The 20675-nt window shown below is 65.6% G+C and carries 21 protein-coding genes; 13 read left to right on the top strand and 8 right to left on the bottom strand.

Features of this window, described 5'->3' with window-relative positions:
• The first annotated feature begins 10 nt into the window (after window positions 1–10).
• Complete coding sequence (locus H0S73_RS08460; protein ID WP_181051737.1) at window positions 11–2083, top strand: hypothetical protein; 2073 nt, start codon at window positions 11–13, stop codon at window positions 2081–2083.
• Here H0S73_RS08460 and H0S73_RS08455 read toward each other — a convergent pair whose 3' ends face one another.
• Complete coding sequence (locus H0S73_RS08455) at window positions 2084–2593, bottom strand: GNAT family N-acetyltransferase (protein WP_181051736.1); 510 nt, start codon at window positions 2591–2593, stop codon at window positions 2084–2086.
• Window positions 2594–2740: 147 nt separating this feature from the next.
• Window positions 2741–3223 (bottom strand): NUDIX domain-containing protein, encoded by a 483-nt coding sequence (locus tag H0S73_RS08450; protein ID WP_181051735.1) that lies wholly within the window; start codon window positions 3221–3223, stop codon window positions 2741–2743.
• 339 nt (window positions 3224–3562) lie between these two features.
• Between H0S73_RS08450 and mbfA the strand changes: the two genes are divergently transcribed.
• The 9 genes from mbfA (at window position 3563) to H0S73_RS08405 (ending at window position 12145) form a co-directional block, all read left to right on the top strand.
• Entirely contained in the window at window positions 3563–4534 is a 972-nt protein-coding gene (gene mbfA / locus H0S73_RS08445; RefSeq protein WP_181051734.1) for an iron exporter MbfA, read from the top strand.
• 54 nt (window positions 4535–4588) lie between these two features.
• A complete protein-coding gene (locus H0S73_RS08440) occupies window positions 4589–5503 on the top strand; it encodes a metallophosphoesterase family protein (RefSeq protein ID WP_181051733.1) in 915 nt (304 codons plus the stop codon).
• Window positions 5504–5773: 270 nt separating this feature from the next.
• On the top strand, window positions 5774–6595 hold the full coding sequence (locus tag H0S73_RS08435) for a DUF4142 domain-containing protein (RefSeq protein WP_181051732.1): 822 nt from the start codon (window positions 5774–5776) through the stop codon (window positions 6593–6595).
• 388 nt (window positions 6596–6983) lie between these two features.
• A complete protein-coding gene (locus H0S73_RS08430; protein ID WP_181051731.1) occupies window positions 6984–7682 on the top strand; it encodes a fumarylacetoacetate hydrolase family protein in 699 nt (232 codons plus the stop codon).
• 119 nt (window positions 7683–7801) lie between these two features.
• Window positions 7802–8647 carry a lysine/arginine/ornithine ABC transporter substrate-binding protein gene (locus H0S73_RS08425; protein WP_181051730.1) on the top strand — a complete coding sequence of 282 codons (846 nt, stop codon included), beginning with the start codon at window positions 7802–7804 and terminating at the stop codon, window positions 8645–8647.
• A gap of 216 nt (window positions 8648–8863) precedes the next feature.
• The gene (locus tag H0S73_RS08420; protein ID WP_181051729.1) at window positions 8864–9709 is read left to right on the top strand and encodes a lysine/arginine/ornithine ABC transporter substrate-binding protein; all 846 of its coding nucleotides are present in this window, start codon (window positions 8864–8866) and stop codon (window positions 9707–9709) included.
• A 186-nt stretch (window positions 9710–9895) separates the two neighbouring features.
• Complete coding sequence (locus tag H0S73_RS08415; RefSeq protein WP_181051728.1) at window positions 9896–10618, top strand: ABC transporter permease subunit; 723 nt, start codon at window positions 9896–9898, stop codon at window positions 10616–10618.
• Complete coding sequence (locus H0S73_RS08410) at window positions 10618–11343, top strand: ABC transporter permease (RefSeq protein ID WP_181051727.1); 726 nt, start codon at window positions 10618–10620, stop codon at window positions 11341–11343. The genes H0S73_RS08415 and H0S73_RS08410 overlap by 1 nt, the downstream gene beginning before the upstream one ends.
• Window positions 11336–12145, top strand: coding sequence for an ABC transporter ATP-binding protein (locus tag H0S73_RS08405; RefSeq protein ID WP_246388768.1), 810 nt, complete (start codon window positions 11336–11338; stop codon window positions 12143–12145). Before H0S73_RS08410 ends, H0S73_RS08405 begins: the two co-directional genes overlap by 8 nt.
• A gap of 163 nt (window positions 12146–12308) precedes the next feature.
• Here H0S73_RS08405 and H0S73_RS08400 read toward each other — a convergent pair whose 3' ends face one another.
• Window positions 12309–12746, bottom strand: coding sequence for a DUF4112 domain-containing protein (locus H0S73_RS08400; RefSeq protein ID WP_181051726.1), 438 nt, complete (start codon window positions 12744–12746; stop codon window positions 12309–12311).
• Between the two features lie 334 nt (window positions 12747–13080).
• Here H0S73_RS08400 and H0S73_RS08395 point away from each other — a divergent pair, with 334 nt between their 5' ends.
• Together H0S73_RS08395 and H0S73_RS08390 are read left to right on the top strand one after the other, a co-directional pair.
• Entirely contained in the window at window positions 13081–13623 is a 543-nt protein-coding gene (locus H0S73_RS08395; RefSeq protein WP_181051725.1) for a D-Ala-D-Ala carboxypeptidase family metallohydrolase, read from the top strand.
• A 31-nt stretch (window positions 13624–13654) separates the two neighbouring features.
• Entirely contained in the window at window positions 13655–14527 is an 873-nt protein-coding gene (locus tag H0S73_RS08390) for an alpha/beta fold hydrolase (protein ID WP_181051724.1), read from the top strand.
• Window positions 14528–14828: 301 nt separating this feature from the next.
• Here the strand turns inward: H0S73_RS08390 and H0S73_RS08385 are convergent, their stop codons facing one another.
• The 5 genes from H0S73_RS08385 to H0S73_RS08365 all read right to left on the bottom strand — a co-directional run bounded on the left by H0S73_RS08385 (window position 14829) and on the right by H0S73_RS08365 (window position 19323).
• Window positions 14829–15599, bottom strand: a complete 771-nt coding sequence (locus tag H0S73_RS08385) for a LamB/YcsF family protein (protein WP_181051723.1) — start codon at window positions 15597–15599, stop codon at window positions 14829–14831.
• Window positions 15600–15604: 5 nt separating this feature from the next.
• On the bottom strand, window positions 15605–16897 hold the full coding sequence (pncB, locus tag H0S73_RS08380; RefSeq protein ID WP_181051722.1) for a nicotinate phosphoribosyltransferase: 1293 nt from the start codon (window positions 16895–16897) through the stop codon (window positions 15605–15607).
• Between the two features lie 93 nt (window positions 16898–16990).
• Window positions 16991–17320 carry a c-type cytochrome gene (locus H0S73_RS08375; protein WP_181054280.1) on the bottom strand — a complete coding sequence of 110 codons (330 nt, stop codon included), beginning with the start codon at window positions 17318–17320 and terminating at the stop codon, window positions 16991–16993.
• Between the two features lie 56 nt (window positions 17321–17376).
• Entirely contained in the window at window positions 17377–18642 is a 1266-nt protein-coding gene (locus tag H0S73_RS08370) for a PQQ-dependent sugar dehydrogenase (RefSeq protein WP_181051721.1), read from the bottom strand.
• Between the two features lie 177 nt (window positions 18643–18819).
• Window positions 18820–19323, bottom strand: a complete 504-nt coding sequence (locus tag H0S73_RS08365; protein ID WP_181051720.1) for a pyridoxamine 5'-phosphate oxidase family protein — start codon at window positions 19321–19323, stop codon at window positions 18820–18822.
• A 217-nt stretch (window positions 19324–19540) separates the two neighbouring features.
• Between H0S73_RS08365 and H0S73_RS08360 the strand changes: the two genes are divergently transcribed.
• Window positions 19541–20668 carry a P-loop NTPase gene (locus tag H0S73_RS08360; RefSeq protein ID WP_181051719.1) on the top strand — a complete coding sequence of 376 codons (1128 nt, stop codon included), beginning with the start codon at window positions 19541–19543 and terminating at the stop codon, window positions 20666–20668.
• The last annotated feature ends 7 nt before the right edge of the window (window positions 20669–20675 follow it).

Raw genomic sequence — 20675 nt, 5'->3', positions numbered from 1 at the left:
GGGATCATCCTTGCTTTCCATCGGCTTCTCTCCCCTCGTCCCGGCTTACGCCCTCTGGGCCCTCGGCGCGGTCGTGGTCCTGCTGTCGGTCCTCGCGCTGTTGTCGCGCGGTCCCGTGGCGGTCCTGCGGGCCGTGGCCCTCGGGCTCGTCCTCCTCGCCCTCGCCAACCCGGCGCTCGTTCAGGAGGACCGGGAGAAGGTGAAGGACATCGTCGCGGTGGTCATGGACCGCTCGACCTCGCAGACCCTCGGCGACCGGCCCGCCATGACCGACCGGGTGAAGGCCGAGCTGGAGCGCCGCTTCGGCTCGCTCGCCGACGTGGAGCCCCGCTTCATCGAAGCGGATGACGGCAACGGCGACGACGGCACGCGCCTGTTCACCGCCCTGTCCAACGGGTTGGCCGACGTGCCGCCCGACCGGCTCGCCGGCGTCATCTTCGTCACCGACGGCGTGGTGCACGACATCCCGTCCTCCGTGGAAGGCCTCGGCTTCAAGGCGCCGCTCCATGCCCTCATCACCGGGCGGCCCGACGAGCGCGACCGGCAGATCAAGCTGCTGGAAGCCCCGCGCTTCGGCATCGTCGGCAAGGACCAGACCATCCGGGCGCAGATCATGGAGCGCGGCGGCACGGGCCAGGCTCTCGTGACCGTGCGGCGCGACGGGCAGGTCCTGACCCGCCAGCAGGTCCCGGCCGACACGCCCTTCTCCCTCGACGTGCGCATCGAGCATGGCGGCACCAATGTGGTCGAGCTCGAAGTGGAAGGCCTACCCGACGAGCTGACCCAGGCGAACAACCGGGCGGTCGTGCCCATCGAGGGCATCCGGGAGAAGCTGCGCGTGCTGCTGGTCTCCGGGGAGCCACACGCGGGCGAGCGGACCTGGCGCAACCTCCTGAAATCCGACGCCAACGTGGACCTCGTCCACTTCACCATCCTGCGTCCGCCGGAGAAGCAGGACGGCACGCCGATCAACGAGCTGTCGCTGATCGCCTTCCCGACCCGTGAGCTGTTCCAGCAGAAGATCAAGGAATTCGACCTGATCATCTTCGACCGCTACGCGAACCAGAGCATCCTGCCCTCCAGCTATTTCGAGAACATCGTGCGCTACGTGCGCGAGGGCGGGGCGATCCTGGTGGCGGCGGGGCCGGAATTCGCCAGCTATGGCAGCCTCGCGCAGACGCGCCTCGCCCCGATCATCCCCGGCCAGCCCAACGGCAGCATCGTCGAGCAGCCCTACAAGGCGCACATCACCGAGACGGGCGACCGCCACCCGGTCACCCGCGACCTGCCGGGCTCCGAGCAATCGCCGCCCGCCTGGGGCGAGTGGCTGCGCATCATCGGCTCGCAGGTGCAGTCCGGCGACACGCTGATGTCGGGCGCCAACGACCTGCCGCTCCTGGTGCTGCGCCGGGAGGAGAAGGGCCGCGTGGCGTTGCTGCTCTCCGACCATGCCTGGCTCTGGGCGCGAGGCTACCAGGACGGCGGACCGCATCTCGACCTGCTGCGCCGCCTCGCCCACTGGCTCATGAAGGAGCCGGCCCTGGAGGAAGAGGCGCTGCGCGCCAGCGCCCAGGGCCGCACCATCCGCATCGAGCGCCAGACCATGGCCGAGACCGCCGATCCCGTGACCCTCACGGCGCCGAGCGGCCAGGAGAGCAGCATCCCGCTCACCGAGAGCCGTCCCGGCCTCTTCACCGCCCAGGTGGAAAGCCGCGAGCTCGGGCTGCACACGCTCCGCTCGGGCGACCTCGTGGCCTTCGTGAGCATCGGACCGGCCAATCCGCGCGAGCTGATGGACGTATTCAGCAACACGGAGGCCTTAGGGCCGATCGCGGAGGCGACCGGCGGGTCGGTCCGGCGCGTGGCGATGGCGGGCGATCAGGGCATCACGGTGCCGCGCATCCTGGCGGTGCATTCCGGCACCCGCCTGTCGGGAGGCGACTGGATCGGGATCAGGCCCAGCGACAGCGCCCTCGTCCGCGGCGTCTCGGTCTTCCCGATGGCGCTCGGCTTCGTCGGCCTCGTGCTCCTGATCGGCTCGACCCTCGCCGCCTGGGTGATCGAGGGACGGCGGCGGAGCTGATCAGGTCTCATCAGGCACCGGGCTCACCAGCCCCTTCGCGCCGGCCATCGCACCCTCCACTAGCTCCAGCGCCAGGAAGCGCGCCGGGTTGACCGGGCCGGGAAGCTGCAATTGCTGCGGCGGAATGCGCTTGAAGCCGAAGCGGCTGTAATAGGGCTCGTCGCCTACGAGCAGCACCAGGGTATCGCCCTTGGCCTTGGCGGCATCGAGGGAACGGCGCATCAGGGCCGCGCCGATGCCGCGGTTCTCGAAGGCGGGCTCGACCGTGAGCGGTCCGAGCATCAGGGCCGGGACCTCGCCGGCCTTCACCGGCGTCATGCGCACGGAGCCGACGAGCAGCGTGCCGACCATGGCCGTGAAGGACAGGTCGAGCCGGTGGGACGCCCCTTCCCTCAGGCGGGAGGCGGTGCGGGCATAGCGCCCCGGGCCGAAGGCGCGTTCGTGCAGGCGCTCGATGGCCTCGGAATCGATGGGTTGTTCGGTGCGGATCAGGAGCGAGAGCTCGGTCATGACGGACTCGGGACGAGGAAACGGGAATGGCGGCTGGATGAATCTCAGCCCTGTCGTCGTCGCAAGATCCGGGTGATGGTCATGAGCTCGGCGTTTCCTTTGCGGCGTAGGCCATAGCAGCGTCGGGAACGCGGCGCAAACCCTCTCTCACCAGTTCGCGGAGGCAGGCCGCCCCTTGAGGATCTCGGCCAGGCGGGCGCGGGTGGCGCCGGTGGTGCCCTCGGGCAGCTGATCGAGGGGGAAGAACCCCGCCTCGGCGATCTCCCGGTCCGGCTGCTTGACCTCCAGGACCGTGAAGCGCCGGATCACATAGACGAGCACGTGGTCGCGCCGGGAGATCCTGCGATTGAAATACACGCCGAACAGGTCGGGCGTGCCGTCGAGGGTGATGCAGGCCTCCTCCCGCAGCTCGCGGCCGAGCGCTTCGAGAGCCGTCTCGCCGGTCTCGACCCCTCCCCCCGGCAGGTGCCAGCCGGGAACATAGGTGTGCCGGATGAGGAAGACCCGGTCCCGGTCGTCGAGAACCACGGCGCGAACGCCCAGGGTCAGGCCGCGGGAGAAGCGCCAATAGGTATGAAGGCCCCAGGAGACGAAGCGTGATGCCCCACGGGCCGGATGAGAGTCGGACATCGAACCATGAGACCATAACAAGATTACGGAAGGATGAATGTAGTCATTCATCAATTGCATAGCTGTTCCGGCAATTCGGCACGTGACCCGCCTTATACGAAGGTCTAAGACAACACCAACCAAAGGTGTTCCAATGTTTCTCGCGCTGATCCTGTCCCGCCTCAACCGTTCCGCCCGCTTCTCCTGGTCCCCGGCCCTCAACCTCGAGGACCGCTCGATCTACTCGACCCTGATCCCGGGCGCTCAGTACTGAGAATTCGAGCCGATCCTTCTGCCCGCGCAGAAAGGCTTGGCTTGGGCCCGATCTCCTGTTTAGAATACTTCTAAACAGGAGCGGCCATGAAGTCTCTGTCAGAATTGTCCGAGCGCGAGGTCATCGCGCTCGCCATCGCCAACGAAGAGGAAGATTCGCGGGTCTACCAGGATTTCGCGGACCGCCTTCGTGGCGATTTCCCCGCCTCGGCCGATATCTTCAACGACATGGCCGAGGAAGAGCGGGCCCATCGCAACTCCCTCTACGATTTCTACCGCGCCCGTTTCGGCGAGCATCTCCCGCCTATCCGCCGGGAGGACGTGCGCGGCTTCCTGAAGCGCCGCGCCGTCTGGTGGAGCCCGCATCTCGACCTGGACCGGATGCGCCGCGAGGCGGAGGTCATGGAGCTGCAGGCGGCGAATTTCTACGAGAAGGCCGCCCAGCAGACCCTCGACGTGTCCGTGCGCGAATTGTTCACCAAGCTCGCGGAGGTCGAGCGCGGCCATGAGCGCAAGGCCAGCGAGCTGCACGCCGCCCACCTGACCGAGAACGCGGAAGCCGCCGAGGAGCATGCCCGCCGCCGCCTGTTCGTGCTGCAATACGTGCAGCCGGGGCTGGCCGGGCTCATCGACGGCTCCGTCTCGACGCTGGCGCCCCTGTTCGCCGCGGCCTTCGCCACCCAGAACAACTGGGAGACCTTCCTCGTCGGGCTGGCCGCCTCCGTGGGCGCGGGCATCAGCATGGGGCTGACGGAAGCGCTCTCCGACGACGGCGAGATCACGGGCCGCGGCTCCCCCTGGCTGCGCGGCCTTGTCTGCGGCGTCATGACGGCGGCCGGCGGGCTCGGCCACACGCTGCCCTATCTCGTGCCGGATTCCTGGCCCAACGCCTTCCTGCTGGCCACCAGCATCGCGGCCCTGGTCGTGGCGGTCGAGCTCGTGGCGATCTCATGGATCCGGACGCGCTACATGGAGACGCCGTTCTGGAGCGCGACCATGCAGGTCGTCTTCGGCGGCGTCCTGGTGCTTCTCGCAGGCATCTTCATCGGCAGCGCTTGACGCGAGGGACCTGGCGCGCGAACTCTCGCTTCCGCTCGCATCAATCCGGCCGCCATGTTCCGCATCGCTCACCTGACCGACCCCCATGTGGGCCCTCTCCCCCGGCCGCGCCTCAAGCAGCTTTTGAGCAAGCGTCTGACCGGCTGGTACAACTGGCACCGCAGCCGGCATGACCTTCACGACATGGAACTCCTGGCGGAGCTCGTCGCCGACATCCATGCGCAGAAGCCCGACCACATCACCTGCACAGGCGATACCTGCAATATCGGCCTGCCCGAGGAATGGAAGACGTCCCGCGTCTTCCTCGAAGGCCTGGGCGACCCGTCCCGCGTCACCTTCGTGCCGGGCAATCACGACGCCTATGTCCGCGGTTCGCTCGAAGGCCTGATGCGGGAGGTCGCGCCCTGGACCCGGGGCGACGACGGCCGCGAGGGGGCCTTCCCCTACCTGCGCCGCTATGGCCCCATCGCCATCGTGGGCCTGTCCTCCGCGATTCCGACCCTGCCCTTCGTGGCGAGCGGCCGGGTCGGATCCAGGCAGATGAAGGCCGTCGAGAACATCCTCGGCGAGCTGGGGCGCGATCCGGGCTGTTTCCGGGTCGTCCTGATCCACCACCCGCCCCATATGGGCGGCGCGGAAGCGGGGCGAAACCTTACCGATGCGCGGCGCTTCGAGAAGATGCTGTGCCGCGTCGGCGCGGAACTCGTGCTGCACGGGCACAATCACGTGGGCTCGCTCGCCCATCTCGACGGCCCGCGCGGGCCCATTCCGGTGATCGGCGCCCCTTCGGCCTCCGCTCGGGGCGGCACCCTGACCCATACGGCCGGCTATCATCTCTTCACCATCGGGCAGGATGCAACGGGCTTCCTCCTCACGGCCGAACTTCGGGGTTTAAGAACCGACGGGACGGTCGGGGGCATGGGCATGCTCTCGCTCGCACGCATTCGCCAGCCGACGGACAAACTTTGATCCGCATTACCCCCAGGCTTAGCCAATTCCCAAGCTTATTGGCAGAAATGAAAGAGGATCTCCCAGTATAAACCTGGACTGTACTGCCCTCTCTCAGGCCTTCATTCCGCCTACTGCGGCAACAATTAGGACCGTTGGCAATATATCCTTAGCTTTTCTGGAACCGCCCCGATCGCACTCCGTTGAACGGATGCTGCAGCCACCCACGCATTTCGCAAGCCTGCTCGGCTTCGCACGGTGTTCTGCGTCCCCGAAACAGGAGTTCACCCGATGAAGAAGTATCTTCCTCTCGCAGCCTTGCTTGCCTCCGCCTCGGCCGTTCCGGCCTACGCCCAGATCATGGACAGCCAGACCTACCGCACGATGGCGGCCCAGGCGGATGCCTTCGAGATTGCCTCGAGCCAGCTCGCCCTCGAGCGCTCGCGCAACCCCGCGGTGCGCCGCTATGCCGAGACCATGATTCGGGATCATGGCATGACCAGTCAGGCCTTGAACGGCGGCCGGCCGGTCTATTCCGCGTCCGGTGAATTCCTCGGCGGCACCGTGGGCGGCACGCTCGCGGGCGCGGGCATCGGCGCCCTCGTCGGCGGGCCGGTGGGCGCTGCGGTCGGAGCCGGCGTCGGCGCGACGGCGGGCGCCACGGCCGGTGCGGCGGCCACCGGCGCTCCGGGAACGGCCGGCGGCACGGCGACCGGCGCCCTGGCGGGTGCGGGCGTCGGAGCCCTGGTGGGCGGTCCGGTCGGCGCGGCCGTCGGAGCCGGTGTCGGGGCGACCACGGGCGCCGCTGCAGGCCGCTCCGCCGACGTGCAGGCGACCGGCTCCGTGAGCCCGGTGCGCCTCGGCGTCCCGCTTCCGCCGGACAAGATGGCCATGTTGAACCAGCTCGCCTCGACCTCGGGCCCGCAATTCGACCGCCTCTACGGCCAGGCCCAGCGCATGGCTCACCAGGAGGCCCTGGCGCTCCATGCGGGCTACGCCCAGGCCGGCAACGATCCGGGTCTGCGCCAGTTCGCGGCCTCGGTGGTTCCGCACCTCGAGCACCACGCGGCAGACGCCCAGCGCCTCCCGGGCGGCATGGCCCGTCGCCGCTAAGGCGATTGGCGCGGGCCCGCAACGGTCCGCCGACAAGTCCCTTCCACGTCATGGCCGGCCCTGTGCCGGCCATTTCGTTTGTTTGAAGCGCATCGCTGTCATCCCCAGCGCACGCAGTGCGGGAAGGGGGTCCAGGGCGTTGCGCTTGATCGTGGCTTCCCTTCCCCTCCGCTGCGCTCCGGCCGGGAATGACACACGCGATGTCATCACCGGCCTTGTGTCGGTGATGACATGAGAGGGCTGCCCGCCGTTTCCGTGTTCGCCGAAAGGGCTATCCGCAACCCGGTCGCGGCGGGTTGCGATGCCCCTTCGAAGGTGTAGGAAGGAGGCAGCAGGTCCCTGCTTTTCGGGCCTTGTCCCGCCACCCTCCGACCTATCGCGAGCTTCCATGGCCTACGTCATTCCCGCGCCCTCGATTCCCGCCCTTCCCGTTGCCGGCAGTGCCGACCTGTTCCCGGTCCGACGCGTCTATTGCGTCGGCAGAAACTATGCGGCCCATGCACGGGAGATGGGCGGCGACCCGACCCGCGAACCACCGTTCTTCTTCATGAAACCGGCCGATGCGCTCCAGCCTGTTCGGGAAGGCGAGACGGCGGACCATGCCTATCCGCCGAAGACCGGGAACTACCATTTCGAGATCGAGATGGTGGTGGCCCTGGCCAAGGGCGGACGCGACATTCCCGTCGAGCAGGCCCTCGACCATGTGTTCGGCTATGCGATCGGCGTCGACATGACCCGCCGCGACCTCCAGGACGAGGCCAAGCAGCTCCGCCGCCCCTGGGAACTCGGCAAGGCGGCCGATCATTCCGGCCCGGTCGGGCCGATCCACCCGGTCTCACAGGTTGGACACCCGGCCGGCGGCGCCATCTCCCTGTCGGTCGACGGGACGACGAAGCAGACCGCCGACCTGTCCGACATGATCTGGTCCGTGGCCGAGCAGATCGCCTATCTCTCCTCCTATTTCGAACTCGCGCCCGGCGATGTGATCTTCTCCGGAACGCCCGACGGCGTGGGCGCGGTGACGAAGGGCCAGACCATGGTCGGCGCCATCGAGGGCCTCGGCGAAATCACCCTGAAGGTCGTATAAGGGCGTCCTCTTGCCTTTTTGGCGAGTTTGGCTGTTACTGCGTCACGGCGCGGCCGGAAACGGCCGCCGTTGCATCAGGCCCCGGCGGCCAGCCGGGGTCCATGAACAAGGGAACGACTATGAAATTCGTTAAGACCGTCGGCTTGGCTCTTCTCGGCTCCGCTCTCGCGATCGGCGCGGCTTCCGCCCAGGAAAAGACCGTCAAGATCGCCACGGAAGGCGCTTACGCTCCGTGGAACTTCACGGGCGCGGGCGGCAAGCTGGAAGGCTTCGAGATCGATCTCGCCAACGACCTCTGCGCCCGCATGAAGGTGAAGTGCGAGATCGTCGCCCAGGACTGGGACGGCATCATCCCCGCCCTCACGGCCAAGAAGTACGACGCCATCATGGCCGGCATGAGCATCACCGACGAGCGCAAGAAGACCATCGACTTCGCCGGTCCTTACGTGAACGGCCCGAACGGCTTCCTCGTCGCCAAGGACTCGCCGCTCGCCAAGATGCCGGGCACCGGAGAGGCCTTCAACCTCACGAGCCAGCAGGCCGCCGCCGAGAAGGCCATCGAGGCTTACAAGCCGATGCTGAAGGGCAAGACCATCGGCGTCCAGGGTTCGACGATCCACGCCAACTTCGCCGACAAGTATCTGAAGGGCACGGCCGAGATCCGTGAGTACAAGACCACGGAACAGCACGACCTCGATCTCGCGGCCGGCCGCATCGACGCCGTCCTGGCGGATTCCACGGCCATCATGGGTACGCTCGAAAAGCCGGAGTTCAAGGATTACGCCCTGGTCGGCCCGTCCATCACCGGCGGCCTGCTCGGCGCTGGCGTCGGCGTCGGCCTGCGCAAGGGGGACGAAGAGCTGAAGAAGAACTTCAACGAGGCGATCAAGGCAGCGATCCAGGACGGCACGGTCAAGACCCTGTCCATGAAGTGGTTCAAGGTGGACATCTCCCCCAAGGGCTGATCTTCGCATCCATCCATGAGAGGCGCGGCTTCGGCCGCGCCTTTTTTTGTATCAGTCCACCTCGACTGCGACCGAATTCACCAGCTTGGGCGCTTTATTCAGCATGTTTAGCACTTGCGTGGGCTTGGCTTTTGAATGTTAGCTTCTAAACGCGCGATGAGGGCTATGACCCTCGTCCGACAATAGGATCAGTTGAAGCTGACCAGAGGGAAGACGATGACATTCTTCAAGACATTGGGGCTCGGCCTGCTGGCCTCCGCCCTCGCCGTCGGCGGGGTCGCCGCCCAGGAAAAGACCGTCAGGATCGCCACGGAAGGCGCTTACGCTCCGTGGAACTTCACGGGCGCGGGCGGCAAGCTCGAGGGCTTCGAGATCGATCTCGCCAACGACCTCTGCGCCCGCATGAAGGTGAAGTGCGAGATCGTCGCCCAGGACTGGGACGGCATCATCCCGGCGCTCCAGGCCAAGAAGTACGACGCCATCATGGCCGGCATGAACATCACGGACAAACGCCTGGAGACGATCAACTTCTCGATTGCCTACGCGGCCACTCCTCATGGCTTCGGGGTAATGAAGGATTCTCCCCTCGCCAAGCTTGCTGGGACCGGCACGACGGTGAGCCTCGACAAGGATCCGGAAGGCGCGAAGAAGGCCATCGAGGCCTGGAAGCCGCTGCTGAAGGGCAAGACCGTCGGCGTCCAGACTGCAACCGTGAACGCACAATTCGTGGAGACCTACCTGAAGGACACGGTCACGATCCGCGAGTACAAGACCACGGAGCAGCACGACCTCGACCTGTCCGCCGGTCGCCTCGACGCGATCTTCGCCGGCCAGGCAGCCCTGAAGGCCACGCAGGAGAAGCCCGAGTTCAAGGACATGGTGATCGCCGGCACCGGCATGCGCGGGGGCCTGCTCGGCCGCGGCGTCGCCGTCGGCATGCGCAAGGACGACACGGAACTGAAGAAGTCCTTCGACGAGGCGATCCAAGCAGCGATCAAGGATGGCACGATCAAGAAGCTGTCCGAGAAGTGGTTCAAGATCGACGCGACCCCGCAGGCCTGACATCAGGCTTTGGCCTCGAAGGTGACTGGCGCTTTGGGATCCATTCGATCCCTTAGTTCACTGGCAAAAAAGCCCCGGATCCTGCTACACGGACCCGGGACACGATCCGGCAGAGGGTCGGATTTGACGGATCCTGTCTCCCCTCATCCTCTCAGTGAGGGGAGACATATTCAGGAAAGTTGAAGCGTGCAGCAGTTGAGCTATTTCGAGCTCGTCGGGTTCGGCCCCAACGGATGGGGATGGGCCCTTCTCACCGCGGCGGGGATGACCATTGCCGTCGCCATATGCGGCTTCCTTGCGGGCTCCGTCGTCGGGACCCTGGTGGCCTGGGGGAAGATCGGCGGCAATCTCGTGATCCGCAGCCTGGCGGACGGCTACACCACCGTCCTGCGCGGCATTCCCGATCTTCTCGTGATCTACCTCTTCTATTTCGGCGGCAGCGCCGCGCTCGGCGCCATCGGCAGCCTGTTCGGAGCCGAGGGCTTCATCGGCGTGCCGGCCTTCGTCACCGGCGCGCTCGCCATCGGCATCGTGTCGGGCGCCTATCAGGCCGAGGTCTTCCGCGGCGCCTATCAGGTGGTGAGCCGCGGCGAGATCGAGGCCGCCCGTTCTGTCGGCATGCATCGATGGCTGATGTTCCGCCGCATCATCGCCCCGCAGGTCCTGCGCTACGCGATTCCCGGCCTCGGCAACACCTGGCAGCTGGTGCTCAAGGAATCGGCCCTGATCTCCGTGACGGGCCTCGTCGAGCTGCTGCGCCAGTCGCATATCGCGGCCGGCTCCACCCGCCGCCCCTTCGACTTCTACGTCACGGCGGCGATCCTCTACCTCGTCATCACCTGGGTTTCGACCTACCTGTTCCAGCGCGCGGAGGCTCATTCGATGCGTGGCATGCGGAGGGCTTCCTGATGGATTTCGCCTTCATGCGGGACACCTTCCTGACCCTGATGGGCGGGGTGCCGCTGACGCTCAACCTCGCCTTCATGTCGGTCGCCCTCGGGGCCGTGCTGGCGATGCTGCTCGCGCTCATGCGCATGTCGCGGGTCAAGGTGCTCGACTGGCCCGCCCAAGCCTATGTCTTCGTGTTCCGGGGAACGCCCCTGCTCGTGCAGATCTTCCTGATCTATTACGGTCTCGGGCAGTTCCGCCCGACCCTGCAGCAATGGGGATTGTGGACGTTCTTCCGCGAGCCCTATTGGTGCGCCGTGCTGGCGCTCACCCTCAACACCGCCGCCTATGCCAGCGAGATCATCCGCGGCGGCCTGCAATCGGTGCCGCACAACCAGGTCGAGGCGGCCAGGGCCTGCGGCATGTCGGGCTTCCTGCTCTTCCGGCGCATCGTATTCCCGATCGCGGTCCGCCAGGCGCTTCCCGCCTACGGCAGCGAGATCATCCTCATGGTGAAGGCCACGTCGCTGGCGTCCATCATCACCATGATGGAAGTGACGGGACTTGCCGCGAAACTCATCTCGCAGACATTCCGCGCGGTCGAGGTCTTCATCGTGGCGGGCCTGATCTACCTCATCCTCAACTTCATCATCACGCGCATCATCATGGCCATCGAATGGTGGCTCTCGCCGCATCTGCGCCGCCCTCCGGCCATCGAGCCGCGCCTGGAGGCCGCCCATGTCTAACGGAGTTGCATCCTTGTCGACCCAACCCGCAGTCTCCGAGGCCGCTCCTGCCGTCTCCGTCAACAATCTCCGCAAGAGCTTCGGCAATCTCGAGGTGCTCAAGGGCGTGTCGCTGAGCGCGCGGGAAGGCGACGTCATCTCGATCCTCGGCGCCTCCGGCTCCGGCAAATCCACGATGCTCCGCTGCATCAACATGCTGGAGGTCCCCGATTCCGGCGAGATCCGCATCGGCGGCGAGACCATTGGGCTTAGAAAAGGCCGCAAGGGCATGGAGCCCGCCGACCAGAGCCAGGTGGACCGCATCCGCTCGCGCGTCGCCATGGTGTTCCAGAGCTTCAACCTCTGGTCCCACATGACCATCCTGGAGAACGTGATCGAAGCGCCCGTGCACGTCCAGAAGCGTCCGAAGGCGGAGTGCATCGCCGAGGCCGAGGAACTGCTGAAGAAGGTCGGCATCGTCGACAAGCGCAATCAGTACCCCTCGCATCTCTCCGGCGGCCAGCAGCAGCGCGCGGCCATCGCCCGGGCACTCGCTATGCACCCGAAGGTGATGCTGTTCGACGAGCCGACTTCCGCGCTCGACCCGGAACTCGTCGGCGAGGTCCTGCGCGTCATGCGCTCGCTCGCCGAGGAAGGCCGCACCATGCTGGTGGTGACGCACGAGATGGGCTTCGCCCGCGATGTGTCGAACCGCGTCGTGTTCCTGCACAAGGGCGTGGTGGAAGAAGAAGGCGCGCCGACCGAAGTGTTCGGCGCCCCGAAGTCGGAACGCTTCAAGCAGTTCATCTCGAGCCATCGGTGACCCACCAACGCTCAAGACTGCCTCGCACGTCATCACCGGCCTCGTGCCGGTGATCTCGATCGGAAAGGTGCGGCGCGTCACGCAATCGGGATGGCCGGCACAAGCCCGGCCATGACGTGAAGGTTGCTCTATAAAGACGAGAGAACCCGCCGGAACTGCCCCGTCACCGCCCGTCCACCCGAACGGCCGTGCCGTCGATCTCGACCGGGCCGCGCTTGGGCGTGCCCAGGTGCTCGTGGATGATGCGCAGGTTGCGCTGATTGGCCTTGAAGAACACGTCGAACACGTCGCCTGCGATCGGGATCGCCCCGATGGCCGTGTCGAACGCGACGTTGCCGATCATACGCGCGATCTTCCAGCGCGGCAGGCCGAGCTGACGGGCCTCCCAGATGATATAGCTGGCGAGCACCGCCGAGACCGCATCGCCGATGCCCGGCACGAGGCCGATCAGGGCATCGAAGCCGACGCGCCGGTTCAGGCCGGGGATCAGCACGGCATTGTCCAGCAGTTTTGCCACGAGCGTGACGCGCGCGATCGCATCGGCCTGCGTCGGGCCGGCCGTCTTGAGTGCGTCGAAAACAGCGCTGCGAGCAGTGTTCATTCCCATCTCCGAGCGGCCGGTCACATGACCGGCACAACGGGCATTGATGTGTGCATTCCGGCCTTCTTTCGCAAGATTCAGGTTTCGTTATCCCGTAACTCACCCAAAATTTCCTCTGATAGGATTCCTTGCAGGGTAAAGCTTTGCCGGCCAATGGCGGCTCGCCTACGGTCAAACCCGAATAGGTGTTCTTGCCTAGAGCCACGCTCACTTTAGGTAGCCGTGCCTAACGCTGCGATGTCTACCGTCAGGAATAGACCAAAAAGCGGCGACGATGGCCGGGCCGTGGTTCCGGCGGAAGCAACTTTGTAGGGGCTCGGAAAGGGATAACCCGATGAGCACCGATTCCCGCGTTCGTCACCTGTTCAGGGTTGCGATCATCACGGGCACGTTCCTGGCAGGATTGCCCCCGGCCGCGCTCAGGGCCGACGAGGGAGACGGCGGGATCATCCCCCCCGCCCAATATGCCAGCCTGCCGTCCCCCGACCGCCTCGACCATCCCGACGTCACCGGGAGCCTGCCGGACGCCAAGGAGCTCTCCGGCTTCGCCTCGCTGGTGGCCCATGGCACGATCACCCTGCGCGACAGCGCTCCGACGGATTGCATTCCCGGCTACCTGCGCGACGTGGTGGCGTCCGTGGCCGACAGGTTCGGCCCCGTGAGCGTCGAGTCGACCCATCGCAGCAGCGGCCGCAACCGGCGCGCCGGAGGCGCGCGCCATTCTCTGCATCTCGCCTGCCGGGCGGTCGACTTTCGGGTGCGCGCCCGCGCGCGAGGCGTCATGGCCTATCTGCGAGGCCTTCCCCAGGTCGGCGGCCTCAAGGTCTATCGAAACGGCATCATCCATATCGACAACGGCGAACGACGCTCCTGGTGACGCCCCGGATCGTCTTCGTTACAACAGCAGCATGTTCGAGAATTTCCCCCATCGCCAGATCGAACCCCCCGGGGCCGTCATCACCCTCCGCCACGGCGGAAGCGGACCGCCGGTCCTTCTGCTGCACGGACATCCGCAGACGCATGTCATGTGGCACAAGGTGGCGCCGAAGCTCGCCGAGAACTATACGATCGTCTGCGCCGATCTGCGCGGCTACGGCGACAGCGCGAGGCCTCCGACCACGCCGGACCATGAGCCCTATTCCAAGCGCGCCATGGCACGGGATCAGGTCGAGGTCATGCAAGCGCTCGGCTTCGAGCGGTTCGCCGTCGTCGGCCACGACCGCGGCGGACGCTGTGCCTATCGCATGGCGCTCGATCACCCGGACCGGATCGTCGCGCTGTCGGTCCTCGACATCATTCCGACCGCCGAGCATTTCCAGCGCACGGACATGGCCTTCGCCATGGGCTACTGGCACTGGTTCTTCCTGGCTCAACCCCATCCCATCCCCGAGCGCCTGATCGCATCGGACCCGGACGTGTTCTATCTGCGCCGGGGACGCTCGCTCTTCGACGAGGCGGCGCTCGCCGAATACCGCCGCTGCTACACCATGCCTGAGACGATCCACGCCATGTGCGAGGATTACCGCGCCGGCGCGACCATCGACATGCGCCTCGACGAAGAGGACCAGAAGGCCGGGAACCGCATCGCCTGCCCGGTGCAGGCTCTATGGGGTCTGAAGAACGGGTTGGAGCGTTGGTACGACGTGCTCGCCGTGTGGCGCGACTGGGCCGATAGCGTGGAAGGCCACGGCATCGATTGCGGCCATTACCTCGCCGAGGAAGCGCCGGAGGAAACGCTGGCGGCGCTGGAACCGTTTTTGGCGAGAGCATTCAGGGGTTGAAGCTCAAGCGTCTGCTGTCAACGCCTATCCGCCACGTCATCACCAATGTCATGGCCGGCCTTGTGCCGGCCATCCCGATACGGAAAGACTCTCCGCTGTCATCCCGGCGGCCGAAAGGCCGGGAAGGGGATCCACTTTCATATGTCGCGCTATGGATTCCCTTCCCCTCCGCTGCGCTTCGGCCGGGAATGACACCGATGACGCTTCAAACAATCGGGATCACCGGCACAAGGCCGGTGATGACGATGGAGGGCTCACCAGGTCAAGCAGCCCTCTCCTGTTCGAGAGAGAGAAAAGACCTCTACGAGCCAGCCTTCGCGAACGGCGCGACGGTGATGCCGTTCGCCTCCAGCTTCGCCCGGACCGTGCGTGCCATGGCGACGGCGCTCGGCTCGTCGCCGTGCACGCAGATCGTGTCGATCTCGACCGGGATCCGCTTTCCGGACACCGTCGTGATCGCCCTGTCCTGGACAGCGCGAAGAATGCGCTCGGCGGCGAATTCCGCGTCGTGCAGCACCGCGCCGGGCTTCTTCCGGCTGGTGAGCGTGCCGTCGTCCTCGTAGGTGCGGTCGGCAAAAATCTCGCGGGCGACCTTCACGCCGATCTGCTCGGACGCCTTTTCCATCAGCAATCCGGGCATGCACACATTGACGAGGCCGGCATCGACACCCTTGACGGCGCGGGCGATGGCGAGCGCGAGATCCATGTCCTCGTTCGCCATGTTGTTGAGCGAGCCATGCGCCTTCACGTAGGTGACCTTGTGCCCGGCGAGCGCCGCGAGGGCCTGCATGGCGCCGATCTGATAGGCCACCATGCGCTCGATCTCGGCCGGGCTGTCGCCGCGGATGGCGCGGCGGCCGAAGCCGTGCAGATCGTTGAAGCCCGGATGCGCCCCGATGGCGACGCCCTTCTGCTTCGCCATCTCGGCCGTGCGGAACATGATGGACGGATCGCCCGCGTGATAGCCGCAGGCGATGTTGGCCGAGGAGACGATGTCGAGCATCGCTCCGTCGTCCCCCATCGGCCAGGGGCCGAAGCCCTCACCCATGTCGCAATTGAGATCGATGATCATGTCCGTCACACCAGAACAGGTTGGGCCGTCTGCTGGCCCACATGGAAGATGCGCTTGTAGCGCTCGATTTCCGCCTTCGGCCCCATGGCCTTCGTCGGATTGTCGGAAAGTTTCACCGTCGGCCGGTCATCGGCCGAGATGACTTTGCAAACGATGGAGATCGGGTCGAGCGCACCGTCGGGCGCGAGGCCGCGGAAATCGTTGGTGAGGAGCGTGCCCCAGCCATAGCCCATGCGCATGCGCCCACGGAAATGCCGGTGGATCCGCTCGATCAAATCCACATCGAGCCCGTCGGAGAAAATCGCGAGTTTCTCCTTCGGATTCTGTCCGCGCTGGCGCCACCACGCGATGGCCTCCTCGCCGCCCTCGATCGGGTCCTTCGAATCCACCCGGATGCCCGTCCATGACGCCACCCATTCGGGCGCGTTCTGCAGGAAGTTCGTGGTTCCGTAGGTATCGGGCAGAATGATGCGCAGATTGCCCTCGTAATCCTGCTGCCAATCCGCCAGCACGCGGTATGGCGATTCGGCGAGTTCCTCGTCGCTGTCGGTCAGGGCCGCATAAACCATCGGCAGCTCATGGGCGTTCGTGCCCACGGCCTCCACCTCGCGGCGCATGGCGATGAGGCAGTTGGACGTGCCGAGGAAGGATGAGCCAAGCCCCTCGATCATTGCCTGCACGCACCAGTCCTGCCAGAGAAAGCCGTGGCGGCGGCGCGTGCCGAAATCAGAAATGGACAGGTCCGGAAGCTGCTTGAGCCGCTGGATCTTCTCCCAGACCCGCGTCATGGCGCGGGCGTAGAGAACCTGAAGCTCGAACTTGCCCATGCCCTTGAGCACGCCGCGCGAGCGCAATTCGTTGAGGATGGCGAGAGCCGGAATCTCCCACATGGTGGTCTCGATCCAGCGGCCGTGGAAGGTCAGCACATACTGGCCGTCCTCCTTTTCGAGCAGGTATTCCGGAAAGCGGAAGGTCTCGAGCCAGTCCATGAATTCCGGCGAGAACATCTGCCGCTTGCCGTAGAAGGTATTGCCGCGCAGCCATGTGGATTCGCCTCGCGTCAGCGAGAGGCTGCGCACATGGTCGAGCTGTTCGCGCAATTCCCCAATGTCGATGATGTCGCCCAAACGGATGCGGGTGGTGCGGTTATGGATGCCGAACGTGACCTGCACGTCCCGGTGGCGGCGAAAGATCGTCTGCGCCATCAGAAGCTTGTAGAAATCCGTATCCAGGACGGACCGGACGATCGGGTCGATCTTCCAGGTATGGTTGTAGACCCGGGTCGCGATGTCCACCATCGCCTGCTCCTTGCCACTCAAAGGAGGCGAGACAATAGCGAAGGGAGGTCCGGGATGAAAGGGCGCCCGTTACAGGACTTCCATGCAGCCCCGTCAGGGCGGCAGGACATCGACCTGGATCGAGGCGTAATAGGCCGCCACATCGGCGATATCTTCGTCCGACAGCTCTTTTGCTACGATGTTCATGGATTCATTCTTGCGGTCGCCCGAGCGATAGGCCTCGAGGCTCCTGGCCAGATAGCTTTCGACCTGCCCGGCCAGATTCGGCGCTTCCGGGTTCTTCGAGAGACCGTCGAGACCATGGCAACCCTGGCAGGTGGTGAGCTTCTGGCGCCCTGCCCTGGCGTCTCCGGCAGAGGCCGGATCGACGGCAACGACGCCCAGGAGGAGGCCCGCCAGGGCGAGGACATGGATGGATTTCATCATGGATGGTCCCGGGAGAAGCGGGCGCCCCGCGCGAGGCGCCCGTGGAGAAGTGCTCAGCGTCCTTCGTAGGAAATGCGATAGATCGCTCCCGCCGTATCGTCCGACACCAGGAGTGACCCGTCCGGCAGCATGGCGACGTCGACCGGTCGCCCGAGATACTCGCCGTTCTCCGTCAGCCACCCTTCCGCGAAGACCTGCGGCTTGTCCGCCGTTCCGTCCTGTTTGACCGGCGTGAACATGATCCGCGCGCCGATGGGCTTGGTGCGGTTCCAGGAACCATGCTGGGCGGAGAAGATGCCGCCCTGATAGGTCTGCGGGAACATCTTGCCCGTGTAGAACATCATGCCGAGATCGGCCGCGTGCGGATCCATCTCGGCCTGCGGGCCGACCACGCCGGCTGGAACCGGATCGTCCTTGTACTCGACCGTGCGGACGGTGCCGCCGCCGTAATAGGGGAACCCGAAAGTCTGTCCCATATTGGCGACGCGGTTCAGCTCTCCGGGAGGCTGGTCGTCGCCCATGCCGTCGACCTGATTATCGGTGAACCAGAGAGACTTGTCGGCCGGATTGAAGTCCATGCCGACCGAATTGCGAATTCCCGTCGCATAGACCTCGCGGTTCTTGCCGTCCTGATCCATGCGGATGATGCCGCCGATGCCGACCCGCTTATAAAGATCCATCTTGTCCTTCGGCGGCACGTTGAACGGCTGTCCGAGCGCGATGTAGAGCTTGTTGTCGGGTCCGATCCGGCAGACGCGGGCCGTGTGATTGAAGCTCTCTTCCGCCGGCGGAATGAGGTCACCCTGCTTGGCGACTACGAAGGCCGCCACGTCCGGACCCTCATAGAAGAACTCGGCGGCCGGGAATTGCAGCACCCGGTTCTGCTCCACCACGTAGAGAACCCCGTCGCGCGAGAAGCAGACGCCGTTCGGGATCTTGAACGACACCGAAGGGGCGAATTGCTTGACCTCGTCGGCCACGCGATCCTTGTCGCGGTCCGTGACCACGTAGACATTGCTCTTGCGCGTGCCGACGAAGACCACACCCGCATTGGAGCCTACGGCCATATGGCGTGCATCGGGCACGATGGCGTAAAGATCGATCTTGAACCCGGCCGGGAGCTGGATCTTCTCCAGGTTCTTCCGGATGGCGTCGGCGCGGCGCCCCTCCTGCGGGACGGGCTTCGGCTCGGCGGTTCCCGTGCTCTGGAACGACGAGAGCTTTTCCAGATTGCCGGTCGGCGCTTGAGTGGAGGGCTGGGCGAAACTCGAGGACGCGAAAGCAACAATCGAAACTGCGGCAAGCAGGACGAACTTCATTGTCTCCTCCCTAAGGCTGCCCCCGATGATTTGTTCTGACGGGCACCGGACTTGTGCGATCCGGCCCGATTGTTGTTTCGCGCATTGTACCTAAGCTTGTTACGAAGAAGTAGGCTCGATCGACCTAAAGAAAAGGGGCCGCGTGCGGCCCCTGAATGTTTCGCGCTGCAATAGAAATCAGCTCAGGTTGACCTTCGCCTGATCGCCGGGCTTGGGCTGCTCGCCGGTGATGACGGCCTTCGCATAGCCGTAGAGATGCACCAGGGTCGAGGACGGGCTGTCCCAGTATTCGCCCTTGGCGGGATGAACGCGGATCAGGGCGATCTGCGGATCGTCCACGCCTTTCGGGAACCAGGCGCGCAGGGGCTCCGACCATTTCTTCTCGATGGTCGCCTTGTCGCGCACGATCTCGGCCTTGCCGGTCACCGACACATAGGTCTGGCTGCCCGGATCGGAATAGGCGAGGTTGACCTCATTGTCGCGGGAGAGTTCCGTCGTTTTGGGGGACTGGATCTGGGTGAAGAACCAGAGGTCGCCATGCTCGTCCGCGTCCTGGTTGTGCATGGGCCGGCTGTGGAGCGTCCCGTCCGTATCGACGGTGGTCATCATGGCGATCTTCACGTCCTTGATCAGCTCGTAGAGCTTTCCGGCATTCGGATCGTTATGGCCGTGCTGGTGCATCCTCGTCTCCTCAGATCTTGTGTCAAAGGTTCTCGGGAACGATCATCGATGGCGCCCTGCGACCGGTCGAACCGGCTCCCGAGGGGTCCGGTGAACAACGGACAAGGTGCAGTTTGGTTCGGGATATCGCACAAGGCCCCCGGCGGGCGTCTTAACGGATGCGCTCCCGGCCTATACATGAAGGTCAGAACCTCGGAGCCATTCAGGAGACTTCATCGTGGCAATTACCCGTGAGCACGTGCTGCAGGCTCTGTCGACCGTTCCGGTCGATGCGGGCGGAACCAACCTCGTCGCGTCGGGCCGCCTGTCCGATGTGGTGGTGGACGACGCGGGCCGGGTGATGTTCTCGATCACCATTGAGCCCAGCGAGGCCGCCGCCATGGAACAGGTGCGCCAGGCCGCCGTCGCGGCCGTCCAGGGCCTGCCGGCCGTGAAGGGCGTCTTCGCCAGCCTCACGGCCGATAACCCCGCCGGCTCGGGCGCCTCCGCCCCCTCCCCGGCAGCGCCGCAGCGCCCGCACGCGGCGGCCCAGCCCCGGAACCAGCGCATTCCGGGCGTGCAGCATGTGATCGCCGTCGCTTCGGGCAAGGGCGGCGTCGGCAAGTCCACCACCGCCTGCAACCTGGCGCTCGGGCTGAAGGCACTCGGCCTGAAGGTGGGACTGCTCGACGCGGACATCTACGGCCCCTCCATGCCGAAGCTTCTCGGCATCCACGGCAAGCCGCGCCTGCTCGAGAACCGCGTTCTCGAGCCCATGGAGGCTTTTGGCCTCAAGGTCATGTCCATCGGCTTTCTCGTCGAGGAAGAGGCCGCCATGATCTGGCGCGGACCGATGGTCATGTCGGCCATCACCCAGATGCTGCGGGAAGTGGCCTGGGGCGATCTCGACGTGCTCGTCGTCGACATGCCGCCCGGCACGGGCGATGCGCAGCTCACCATGGCGCAGGCGACGCCCCTGGCCGGCGCGGTGATCGTCTCCACGCCGCAGGATCTCGCGCTGATCGATGCGCGGCGCGGCGTCTCCATGTTCAAGCGGGTGGAGATCCCGATTCTCGGCATCGTCGAGAACATGGCGACCTTCGTCTGCCCCCATTGCGGCCAGAGCTCCCACATCTTCGGGCATGGCGGAGCGCGCGACGAGGCCAAGCGCCTGGGCGTACCCTTCCTGGGCGAGGTGCCGCTCAACATGACGATCCGTGAGCTGTCGGATGCAGGCCGCCCCGTCGTGGTCTCCGATCCCGACGGACCGCATGCGAAGATCTACAAGGACATGGCGCAGCAGGTCTGGACGTCCCTCGCGGGCGGCGCAGCCGCACGGCCCGCACCGCGCATCGTGATCGAGTGAACGGGTC

Source organism: Microvirga mediterraneensis, from assembly GCF_013520865.1.
GTDB classification, from domain to species: Bacteria; Pseudomonadota; Alphaproteobacteria; order Rhizobiales; family Beijerinckiaceae; genus Microvirga; species Microvirga mediterraneensis.
Note: the sequence above shows the minus strand (reverse complement) of the source record. Positions and strands in the feature narration are given on the sequence as shown.